This is a genomic window from Mesorhizobium sp. B2-3-11 (assembly GCF_006442215.1).
Taxonomy (GTDB): Bacteria; Pseudomonadota; Alphaproteobacteria; order Rhizobiales; family Rhizobiaceae; genus Mesorhizobium; species Mesorhizobium salmacidum.
In genome coordinates this window covers 180124-190607 of sequence record NZ_VFVS01000011.1, presented here as the reverse complement: position 1 = coordinate 190607, position 10484 = coordinate 180124, and the positions used below count along the sequence as shown (strand labels likewise).

At 63.9% G+C, this 10484-nt stretch carries 13 protein-coding genes; 7 read left to right on the top strand and 6 right to left on the bottom strand.

The annotated features are described in order from the left end of the window. Window positions 1-84: 84 nt before the first annotated feature. Window positions 85-846, bottom strand: a complete 762-nt coding sequence (locus FJ960_RS17230) for a GGDEF domain-containing protein (protein WP_140715500.1) — start codon at window positions 844-846, stop codon at window positions 85-87. A gap of 161 nt (window positions 847-1007) precedes the next feature. Between FJ960_RS17230 and FJ960_RS17225 the strand changes: the two genes are divergently transcribed. Next, window positions 1008-1712: a pyrimidine 5'-nucleotidase gene (locus tag FJ960_RS17225; RefSeq protein WP_140508386.1), complete on the top strand. Its 705-nt coding sequence runs from the start codon at window positions 1008-1010 to the stop codon at window positions 1710-1712. An 84-nt stretch (window positions 1713-1796) separates the two neighbouring features. Here the strand turns inward: FJ960_RS17225 and FJ960_RS17220 are convergent, their stop codons facing one another. Further along, the gene (locus tag FJ960_RS17220; RefSeq protein ID WP_140508385.1) at window positions 1797-2642 is read right to left on the bottom strand and encodes an LOG family protein; all 846 of its coding nucleotides are present in this window, start codon (window positions 2640-2642) and stop codon (window positions 1797-1799) included. A gap of 143 nt (window positions 2643-2785) precedes the next feature. Here FJ960_RS17220 and dapD point away from each other — a divergent pair, with 143 nt between their 5' ends. From dapD to FJ960_RS17200, 4 genes are all read left to right on the top strand, one after another. Beyond that, window positions 2786-3640, top strand: a complete 855-nt coding sequence (gene dapD / locus FJ960_RS17215) for a 2,3,4,5-tetrahydropyridine-2,6-dicarboxylate N-succinyltransferase (protein ID WP_140508383.1) — start codon at window positions 2786-2788, stop codon at window positions 3638-3640. A 72-nt stretch (window positions 3641-3712) separates the two neighbouring features. Beyond that, window positions 3713-4075, top strand: coding sequence for a DUF805 domain-containing protein (locus FJ960_RS17210; RefSeq protein WP_027143827.1), 363 nt, complete (start codon window positions 3713-3715; stop codon window positions 4073-4075). Beyond that, a complete protein-coding gene (locus FJ960_RS17205; RefSeq protein ID WP_246672860.1) occupies window positions 4068-4451 on the top strand; it encodes a DUF805 domain-containing protein in 384 nt (127 codons plus the stop codon). The genes FJ960_RS17210 and FJ960_RS17205 overlap by 8 nt, the downstream gene beginning before the upstream one ends. An 85-nt stretch (window positions 4452-4536) precedes the next feature. Beyond that, window positions 4537-5313, top strand: coding sequence for a hypothetical protein (locus FJ960_RS17200; protein ID WP_140715498.1), 777 nt, complete (start codon window positions 4537-4539; stop codon window positions 5311-5313). Here FJ960_RS17200 and FJ960_RS17195 read toward each other — a convergent pair. Then, window positions 5213-6256, bottom strand: a complete 1044-nt coding sequence (locus tag FJ960_RS17195; protein ID WP_140715496.1) for a 2-dehydropantoate 2-reductase — start codon at window positions 6254-6256, stop codon at window positions 5213-5215. The genes FJ960_RS17200 and FJ960_RS17195 overlap by 101 nt on opposite strands. Before the next feature lie 125 nt (window positions 6257-6381). Here FJ960_RS17195 and dapE point away from each other — a divergent pair, with 125 nt between their 5' ends. Next, window positions 6382-7575, top strand: coding sequence for a succinyl-diaminopimelate desuccinylase (gene dapE / locus FJ960_RS17190; RefSeq protein WP_140715494.1), 1194 nt, complete (start codon window positions 6382-6384; stop codon window positions 7573-7575). A gap of 2 nt (window positions 7576-7577) precedes the next feature. Next, on the top strand, window positions 7578-8210 hold the full coding sequence (locus FJ960_RS17185; RefSeq protein WP_140715492.1) for a transporter: 633 nt from the start codon (window positions 7578-7580) through the stop codon (window positions 8208-8210). A gap of 32 nt (window positions 8211-8242) precedes the next feature. Here the strand turns inward: FJ960_RS17185 and truA are convergent, their stop codons facing one another. Genes truA through fmt form a run of 3 tightly spaced genes read right to left on the bottom strand, consistent with a single transcriptional unit; the run spans window position 8243 to window position 10472 of the window. After that, on the bottom strand, window positions 8243-8992 hold the full coding sequence (gene truA / locus FJ960_RS17180) for a tRNA pseudouridine(38-40) synthase TruA (RefSeq protein ID WP_140715490.1): 750 nt from the start codon (window positions 8990-8992) through the stop codon (window positions 8243-8245). A 23-nt stretch (window positions 8993-9015) separates the two neighbouring features. Continuing rightward, on the bottom strand, window positions 9016-9522 hold the full coding sequence (locus tag FJ960_RS17175; RefSeq protein WP_140715488.1) for an N-acetyltransferase: 507 nt from the start codon (window positions 9520-9522) through the stop codon (window positions 9016-9018). Continuing rightward, window positions 9519-10472, bottom strand: a complete 954-nt coding sequence (gene fmt, locus FJ960_RS17170) for a methionyl-tRNA formyltransferase (RefSeq protein ID WP_140715486.1) — start codon at window positions 10470-10472, stop codon at window positions 9519-9521. The genes FJ960_RS17175 and fmt overlap by 4 nt, the downstream gene beginning before the upstream one ends. Window positions 10473-10484: the final 12 nt, after the last annotated feature.

Below are 10484 nucleotides of genomic sequence, written 5' to 3'. Positions count from 1 at the left end.
AACCATCGAGGCAGCCGAATGCAAGAACTACTTCGAAAACGCCGGATACGCTTCCGTCAAAACATGAAAGACTCTAGTGATCAGTCACGCGGCGGCCGAGATATCCGTGCCCAGGATCGTCAGGTTGCGGCCCGCATGCTTGGCCTGGTAGAGACGCCGGTCCGCAGCGCGCATCAGCTCCGATACGTTGACATCCTCGCCGCAGACGGTGCCGCCTATGCTGACCGTCAACGGGATGGTTCGTTCATCGACAGGCCGGAAGCGGATCAGCTCGACCTCGCGGCGGATCCGTTCGGCAACGCGCTTGGCCTCCTGTTCCGTGGCTCCGGTCAAAAACGCGCCGAACTCCTCGCCGCCGATGCGGCCGAGCACGTCACCGCTGCGCACGCCGCGCTCGATGGCGCTGGCGATCAACAGCAGCGCGTCGTCACCGGTCAGGTGGCCGAAATTGTCATTGATCATCTTGAAATGATCGGCGTCGATGATCAGCAGCGCGCCGCGGTCGGACTTGCGCCGGGAGCCGTCCAGCGCGGCAAAGAAGCTTTCCCGGTTGAGCATGCCGGTCATGTCGTCGCGGCTCGCCTTTTCCGCCAGGCGGCGGTGCGCTGCGGCGAGTTGGGCATGGGCACGGGCAAGTTCGCGATGGGCGTTCTTCAGCCTGTCGCTCTGCCAGAACGTGCCGGCGCATGCCGTCCAGGCAAGGACCAGCGGACAGAGCGTCGATGTCAGCCAGATCGTGCGGGTGACCGGGAATCCCATGGCTGGCACGATGATCAACGTCAGCAGGAGAGAGGCCGCGACGGAGGCGAAGGCGATGGCGGCGGCTTTGAGAATAATGCTGTTCATCGCAGGCTCCCCACAGGACTGTCTCTGTGCCAGCAAGCCCTGAAGGCTATCTTTCCGGGATGCATAAAATTTGAATCGTGTGGCTATTTCTGCAACTTCAACGCGCAGAAGTTGTGGATAAAGTCCCTTTCAGAATCCCTGTTTCATGCCATAAGGAGCGCATGACCACGCTTCCCGACCCCGCCCGCTTCGCCCATGTCACCGACTGGGTATTCGACCTCGACAACACGCTCTATCCGCACCACTCGAATCTGTTCTCGCAGATCGACGTCAAGATGACCGCCTATGTCGGGGAACTGCTGGCGCTGCCGCGCGAGGAGGCGCGCAAGCTGCAAAAGGAGCTGTATCGCGAATACGGCACGACGCTGAATGGGCTGATGACGCGCCACGGCATCGATCCCGACGACTTCCTCGAGAAGGTCCATGACATCGATTATTCGTGGCTGGTGCCCGATCCCGTTCTCGGCACCGCCATCCGCCAGCTTCCCGGCCGCAAGTTCATCTTCACCAATGGCGACCGCAGACACGCCGAGCGCACCGCGCGCCAGCTCGGCATCCTCGAGCATTTCGATGACATCTTCGATATCGTCGCCGCCGGCCTCAACCCCAAGCCGGCGCGCCAGACCTACGAGAAGTTCGCAGAACTGCACGCCGTCACCGGCCACAATGCGGTGATGTTCGAGGATCTCGCCCGCAACCTTTCCGTGCCGAAGTCGCTTGGCATGACCACGGTTCTCGTGGTGCCGCGCAATTTCGAGCCGACCTTCTCGGAAATCTGGGAACGCGACCCGGCCAACGAGGATGACGTCGATTTCGTCACCGACGATCTCGCCACGTTCCTCACGACCATAATCGTGAGTGAGTGAGGAATTGAGGGATTGAGGAATTGGTCAGGACGCCCCAGTTCCTATTCATTTCCCCAGTTCCTCATTTCCCTGCTCCCGCAATTCCTATTCCCCTAGCTTGTAGAAGCGGTTGATGATGCTCCAGGCTTCGTCGGCTGTGTCGACGAAATCGATGATGTCCTGGTCGCCCGGGCTGATGGTGCCTTGCTCGGCGAGGAAGTCGAGGTCGATCGCCCGCTTCCAGAAGGATTTGCCGAACAGGATCACCGGCACGCGCTCCATGCGCCCGGTCTGGATCAGCGTCAGCGTCTCGAAGAACTCGTCCATCGTGCCGAAGCCGCCGGGAAACACCGCCACGGCCTTGGCGCGCATGACGAAGTGCATCTTGCGGATGGCAAAATAGTGGAAGTTGAAACAGAGCTCCGGCGTAACATAGGGGTTCGGTGCCTGCTCGTGCGGCAACACGATGTTGAGCCCGATCGACGGCGCGCCGACATCGGCGGCGCCGCGGTTTCCCGCCTCCATCACGCCAGGCCCGCCGCCGGTCACCACGACATATTCGCGATAATATGACGTGGCCGACTGCTGCGAGCAGAGGCGGGCGAATTTGCGCGCCTCTTCGTAATATTTGCTGTTTTCCTCGAGGTTCTTCTTCTGCGTCTCGTTCTTGGCGGCCCAGGCCTCGCCGCCCGGTTCGGGCAGGCGCGCGCCGCCGAACAGGATCACCGTCGAACGGATGCCGCGCTCGGCCAGGATCATTTCCGGCTTCAGCAGTTCCAGTTGCAGCCTGACCGCTCGCAATTCGCGCCGCGTCATGAAGTCGGGATCGTTCCAGGCCAGGCGGTAGGTTTCGGCCCGCGTCTGCGGCGTGTCCGGCACGCTTTTCGACCGCTCCAGATCCTCGTCCGAATGCGGCAGCGGCGTCCATCCCGCCTTTTCCATGGGAGTCATCGAATCCACCCGTCCATTCCTTTACTTGCGTCGTCCCGTGACGCAGCCGCGATTGACCCCCATTGAGCCTTAACATAGGGTCCGCGCGACTTTTAAACAGGTTAAGGCGCAGCCCCTTAACAGCTTGGTAATGGAGCAAATTCATGTCGAAGCCCGATCTGGCGAGCCTCGAAAAGACCATCGACAGGGCCTTTGAGGAACGCGACGCCATTTCGACCGCGACCCGCGGCGAGGTGCGCGACGCCATCCAGTCGGCACTCGACCTACTCGACCGCGGCACCGCCCGCGTCGCCGAGCGGCAGGCCGACGGCAAATGGCACGTCAACCAGTGGCTGAAGAAGGCCGTGCTGCTCTCCTTCCGGCTCAATCCGATGGAGATCATCAAGGGCGGCCCCGGCGAGGCCGTGTGGTGGGACAAAGTGGCGTCCAAGTTCGACGGCTGGAGCGCCGTCGATTTCGAGAAGGCGGGCTTCCGCGCCGTGCCGTCATCGATCGTGCGCCGTTCAGCCTATGTCGCGCCCGGCGCCGTCTTGATGCCGTCCTTCGTCAATGTCGGCGCCTATGTCGATAGCGGCACCATGGTCGATACCTGGGCTTCGGTCGGCTCCTGTGCCCAGATAGGCAAGAATGTCCACCTTTCGGGCGGCGTCGGCATCGGCGGCGTGCTGGAGCCGATGCAGGCCGGCCCCACCATCATCGAGGACAATTGCTTCATCGGCGCGCGTTCCGAAGTGGTCGAGGGCTGCATCGTGCGCGAAGGCTCGGTGCTCGGCATGGGCGTCTTCATCGGCCAGTCGACCAAGATCGTCGACCGCGCCACCGGCGAGGTCTTCTACGGCGAGGTGCCGCCGAATTCCGTTGTCGTCGCCGGATCGATGCCGGGCAAGGCGTTTCCAAACAACGAACCGGGCCCAGGCCTCTATTGCGCCGTCATCGTCAAGCGGGTCGACGCCAGGACCCGGTCCAAGACCTCGATCAACGAATTGCTGCGCGATTGATCTTTCAGCCGGGCAGGTGCACCTTCCGCCGGCGCGACGATCGGTCGCGCTGGTTCAACATGGAGGGGTGACATGGACTGGAAATATCTGCTCACAAGCTTTGACGGTCGCATCAACCGGGGCAAGTTCTGGGCTGGCATCGGCGTATTCATCGTTATCGGCGTTATTGCTTTCATTCTCGATGCGATCCTCGGCACGCGTTTCACCACGGCCAGCGGTGCCCAGATCGGCATCATCGGCATCCTCTTCGCGCTGGCATCGATCTATTTCGCGATTGCCCTCTATGCCAAACGCTGGCACGACCGCAACAAGTCGGGCTGGTGGACGCTGATCGGCTTCGTACCCGTCATCGGCGGCATCTGGCTGCTGGTCGAACTCGGCATCCTCGAAGGCACCAGGGGTGCCAATCAATATGGATCGGACCCGCTTGCCTGAAAAATCGGATCTCAACTGGCTTTTCTTCAAGACCTCGGGCCGCGTCAGCCGCGCGGCCTATTTTCTCGGCGGATTGCTCGTCGCCATCATCCAGGCGTTCCCGCTGTACCGCTTCACGCTGGTGCCGGAGGGCTCGGCCGAGAGCAACATGTGGTCGTTCATCTTTTTCATCGCCTTCATCGCCTCGCTGTGGTCGAACATCGCGCTGGCGGTGAAGCGGCTGCACGACCTCGACAAGCCGGGCATCGCCGCGCTGATCCTGTTCGTGCCGGTCGTCTCGATCGTCGCCTTCCTTGTGTTGTGCCTGTTTCCAGGGCAGCCTGGGCCCAACCGCTACGGCCGGCGCACCAACGAGCCGGCTGAATCAAAGAAATAGAGCATGATGTCGTCCGAAACCGCTTCACACTTTTCGGCATCACCCTCTAAGGGAGCCGATAAGGGGGCCGATCGGATATCTCGTCATGCGCTACCGCACGCTTGATCCGAAACTGATCATCGAAACCGCCGAGCGGCTTGAAGGCCGCGTGGCTGACCGTTTCCCGGACGCCGGGTTGCGCGGCGTCGCCGCCGAACTGGTGTCGTTGTCGCGCGATCTGGCCAAGGCCGCCAACGCCCTGGAAGCGCCGATCTGGTGGCTGCGTGGCATCATTGTCGCCGCCGTGATCGCCGGTGGGCTGATCTTTCTCTTCGTCGGCACCATCCTGCCGCTCATTCACATCTCCCAGGCTGACGACGCGGTGCAGTCGGTGCAAGGCATCGAAGCCACGATCAACATGATCATCCTCGCCGTGCTCGGCTTCCTCGCCCTGATCCGCACCGAGGAGCGCATCAAGCGCAAGCAGGTGTTTCGCCAGTTGCACGGCCTGCGTTCGCTGATCCACGTCATCGACATGCATCAGCTGACCAAGGATCCGGCGGCGCTGTCGGCCAGTTTCAAACCGACCTCGCATTCGCCGGCCCGCATCACCAATGCCGCGGATCTCGCGCGCTATCTCGACTATTGCTCCGAAATGCTGTCGATCACCGGCAAGATCGCGGCGCTGTTCGCCCAGTCCGTCAATGACGCTGTCGTCATCGACGGCGTCAACGACGTCGAGAACCTGGCGTCCAACCTGTCGCGCAAAATCTGGCAGAAGATCACGTTGATCGACGGCCGGCCGGCGGCGCCACAACCTTCTCCGGCGCCAGGCCCGGCGAGCCGAGCCGCTCGGCTTCCGCCGCGCGCACCAGGGCGCTGATCCGCTGGACCGTCGGCGCCGGCGTGCCGGCTTTTTCAGCGAGCCGCAAAACAGCACCCTGCAGGTCGTCGATCTCGGTCGGCCGGTTGCGCCGCAGATCGTCCCACATCGACGAACGCGCCTCGGGGTCGATCGCCAGCATGCGCCGCGCCAGCAATTTGAACAGCCAGTCGGGCAGCCTGAGCACCTTCGACAGCAGCGCCGGCCGCACGCCGGCGATGCGCGCCGGCTCAACGCCGGAGGCCTTCATGGCCCGCAGCGCCTCGTCGATCTGGCCGGCGAGGATCAGCCGCCAGCGCCTGTCGGCGAGTTCGGTTGCCAGCGGAAGGCCCGACAGCGCCACCAACGCATTGTTCAGGTTCATCAGAAGCTTGCCCCACAGCACGGCCTTCATGTCGCCATGCGCTTGGACAGCGAGACCTTCGACGTCGAGAAGGCCGGCAAGGCCGGCATCCCCATCCTCGACCATCACCTTGCCATCGCTGGCGCGGTGGACGCGCAGCGGCAGCTCTCCATCGGCTGATTGCACGACATTGAACGGCACCATGCCGGCCAGCACCGTTTGCCGGCCAAGCGCCGCGCGCAGCCTGTCGGCATTGTCGACGCCGTTCTGCAGGCTCACGACCACGGCATCCGGACGGGCATGGGCCCTGATGAGTGCTGCCATATCCTGCGTCGCGCCGCCCTTGACGGTGACCAGGATCACGTCGGCCTCCGCCAAGGCGGCGGCAGGATCGGTGGTGACGGCAAGCGCTTCGGGCTTGATCAGGCGATCGCGGCCGTCGAGGTCGCTGACGCGCAATCCGCCCTGCCGCAGCGCTGCCTCGACGCGCGGCCTGGCGAGCAGGACAACCCGCCGCCCGGCGAGCGCCAGGCAGCCGCCGGCATAACAGCCTATGCTGCCGGCGCCGGCAATGACGATCCTCTTTTCGCCGTTTGCCATCTCTTACTCCGCGTCGGCCAGAACTATACGACATGAAAACCATAATGTCGGCGGTATCGTCGGCCATTGGCTTGGCCCTATGTCTGGCAGTGACAGGCCTTTCGCTTTCGACTATCGCTTTTGCCATGACGCTGCCGACTGACCCCGCCGCAAACCTCGTCTCTCTCATCCGCTGTGCCTCGGTGACGCCAGCCGAAGGCGGCGCCCTGAGCGCGCTCGAGGCTATGCTGAAACCGCTCGGCTTTCTGGTTGATCGGCCGGTGTTCTCCGAGGACGGCACGCCCGATATCGAGAACCTCTATGCACGGCGCTCCGGCAACGGCCCGCATCTGATGTTCGCGGGCCATACCGACGTCGTGCCCATCGGCGACGAAGCCGCCTGGACGCATCCGCCTTTCGCCGCCGAGATCGCCAATGGCGAGATGTATGGCCGCGGCGCCGTCGACATGAAGGGCGGCATTGCCTGCTTCATCGCCGCGGTGGCGCGCCATGTCGAGGCAAATGGCGGCCCGAAGGGCTCGGTATCGCTGCTGATCACCGGCGACGAGGAAGGTCCGGCCATCAACGGCACGGTCAAGCTGCTCGAATGGGCCGCGTCCAAAGGCGAAAAGTGGGACGCCTCGATTGTTGGCGAGCCGACCAATCCGGACACGCTCGGCGACATGATCAAGATCGGCCGGCGCGGCTCGATGTCGGGCAGCATCACCGTCAATGGCCGCCAGGGCCATGCCGCCTATCCGCAGCTTGCCGACAATCCGGTGCGCGGGCTGATGAGCCTGGTGGACGCCTTGCTGCATCCCGTCTTCGACAAGGGAACCAAGGATTTCCAGCCGACCAATCTGGAGGTGACCTCCATCGATGTCGGCAACCCGGCCACCAACGTCATTCCTGCCAAGGCGACCGCCACCTTCAACATCCGCTTCAACGACAGCTGGACGGCAGAGACGGTCCAGGCGGAAATCCACAACCGCCTCGATCAGGCCGCGGGGCGCAAGAAATACCGGCCAGGCAAGAAGACGCCGGTCGACTATGACTTGGTCTGGCGCGACCGGCCGAGCCATGTCTTCCTGACCCGCGACGACAGGCTGGTCGAGACGCTGAGCGGCTCGGTCAAGGCGGTGGTCGGCAAAACGCCGGCGCTGTCCACCTCCGGCGGCACATCGGATGCGCGCTTCATCAAGGATTATTGCCCGGTGGTGGAATTCGGCCTGGTCGGCAAGACCATGCACATGGTCGACGAGCGCGTCGCCATCGCCGATCTGGAAACGCTGACGCGGATCTACCAGCGCTTCATCGATGACTGGTTCGGACAGGGCTGAGCATGCTTACCGCGGACGAAACCCAAGCTTCGCTGACGGGCGCCTGGCGGCTGATGCTCGGCAAGGTCGACGGGCTGCGCCTGCTCGACCTGTCGGCCGACGGCTTCTGGAATTCGTTCTTCGCCATCATCGTCGCGGCACCGGCGCTGATCGTCGGCTGGGTCGGCATCGCCAACGAGATCAGCGATCCCGATGCCTTCGCCGGCCGCTTCAGCATGCTGGTGCGGCTGGCGACGGTCGATATCGGCTCCTGGGTGCTGCCGCTGGTCGCGCTCGCGTTGGTGGCACCACGCGCCGGCATTGGCGGGCGCTTCGTCCACTATGTCGTCGCCAGCAACTGGGCCTCGGCCATCACCGCCTGGCTGATGCTGCCTTCGGCGTTGATCAGGCTTTTCCTGTCGTCGACAAGCCAGGTCGCGAGCCTGGTGTCGCTGCTGTTGTTTTCCCTGTCGATGGTGCTGACCTGGCGCATGACCACCGCCACGATCGGCAGGGGCGCGGCGGTCGGCACCGCCGTTTTCGTCGGCATGTTCATCGCTTCGCTGCTGGCGCTGTTCGGGCTGCAGATGCTGCTTGGGATCAGCGTGCCGGACGATGTCGGGGCCCAGAGCCTTTCCGGGCTCTATCCCGGATAGAGCGAGGCTCTTATCCCGGATAGAACCGTGTTCTATCCGGGATAATCGACGCCTATCAGGAAAAGTCCATCGGGCGGCGCTACCTGACCGCAGGCGGCGCGGTCTCGCGCCTCGAGCGCGGTCTTGAGATCGCCTGATGTCCAGCCGCCGTCGCCGACCCGCTTGAGCGAGCCGACCATGGAGCGCACCTGGTTGTGCAGGAAGGACCGCGCCGAGGCTCTCACCTCGATCACGTCGCCCGTCCGGCTCACATCGAGCCGCTCCAATGTCCTGACCGGGCTGTTGGCCTGGCACTGGGTGGAGCGGAAGGTGGTGAAGTCGTGCCGGCCGAGCAGGAGCTTCGCCGCCTCATGCATGGCCGCGGCATCGAGCCGCTTCGGCACCCACCACACCTTACCCTTCTCCAGCGCCGAGGGCGCCCGCCGGTTGAGGATGCGGTAGAGATAGTGCCGGCCGATGGCCGAGAAACGGGCATCGAAATCGTCCGGGGCGATCGTGGCCTTCAGGATGACGATGCGCGCGCCGGCCACCTGCAGGTGTGCATTGATGGCATCGCGCACCTTGTCGTCGGGCCACGCCTTGGCAAGGTCGACATGCGCCACCTGCGCGGTCGCGTGCACGCCAGCATCGGTGCGGCCGGCGGCGCGCAGCCGGACCGCCTCGCCGCAGAATTTCTCGATCGCCTGTTCGATCGCCTGCTGCACCGAAGGCTGATCGGCCTGGTGCTGCCAGCCGGCAAACAGGCTGCCGTCATATTCGATATCGAGGCGAAAACGCGGCATGCCGGTCGGTTATACGCCCTCGCCTAGGCGGCGAGAGCGGTAAAGGCGGAGGCGTAGACCAGTCTGCCGGCTTCGGGTGCGTCGCCCCAGGCCAGCGCCTGCAGCGCTTCGCCTTGGTATTGGCTTTCGAACTTTTCAGCCCGGGCGTGGCTATAGCCGAAACGGCCGTAATAAGCCGGATCGCCCAGCACGACAGCCAGCGTCTCGCCGGCATCCCTGAGCCGGATATGGGCCTCGCGGATCAGCGCGCCGCCGATGCCGGAGCCGTGAAAAGACGGCTCCACCGCCAACGGGGCAAGCGCCACGGCGGCAAAACTGTTGCCGCCGCTCTGCACGAACAGCCGCGAAAACAGGATGTGGCCAACGGCCTGGCCGTCCTCTTCCGCCACCAGTTCGACGACAGCGTCACCGCCGGTCACCAACGCGTCGACCAGTCCGGCCTCCGTCTGCTGGCCGAATGCGTGTTCTTCGACGAGGCGAATGGCCTCGCGGTCCCGCGGCGTCGCCGCGCGTATCGACATCATGCTCATGAGAATTTCAGTCCTTTTTCGATCTTGGCTCCGCGCAGGAACTCCGACGCGGCAGCGGGCCTTCCGCCCGCACGTTGAACTTCGACCACCCTGATCGCGCCTTTTCCGCAGGCGACCGTCAGCCGGTCATCGAGAATTCCTCCCGACTCGCCCAAATCTTCCGAAAGCGACAGGCTTTCGGATAGCGTCGAGCGAAGCAGTTTCAGCCGTTCGATGCGGCCGCCAATGTCAATCTCGGACCAGGCGCCAGGAAAGGGCGACAGGCCACGAATGTGGTTGTGGACCTCGGCCGCGGGCCGTGTCCACTCCACGCGCGTCTCGGATTTATCGATTTTCCTGGCGTAAGTCACCCCTTCGGCCGCTTGCGCGGTAAATGTCAGGATGTTCTGTTCCAGCCGTGCCAACGCTTCCGCCATCAGGGCAGCGCCAACACTCATCAACCGATCATGCAGATCGCCGGCTGTCATATCGGGGTCGATGGCGCATTTTTCAACCAATCCCACCGGACCCGTGTCGAGGCCCTCCTCCATGCGCATCACCATCATGCCGGTCTCGGTGTCGCCGGCCATGATGGCGCGCTGCATGGGCGCGGCGCCGCGCCAGCGCGGCAAAAGCGAAGCGTGGCCGTTGACGCAGCCAAGCCGGGGTGCCTCCAGAACCGCCTTGGGTAGGAGCAAGCCATAGGCGACAACCACGGCGATATCGGCGCCAAAGGCGGCAAAAGCGGCCTGTTCGGCCTCGCCCTTCAACGATGTCGGCGTGCGCACCTCGATACCCAGCCGCTCGGCCTCGCGCTGCACGCGGGACGGCGTCAACTCCAGCCCGCGCCGGCCTGCGGCGCGCGGCGGCTGCGTATAAACAGCTGCTATCTCATGTCCGGCTTCAGCGATGGCACGCAGCGTCGGGACCGAAAACTCCGGCGTGCCCATGAAGATGACGCGAAGGGGCATTTTCTTTTGCGG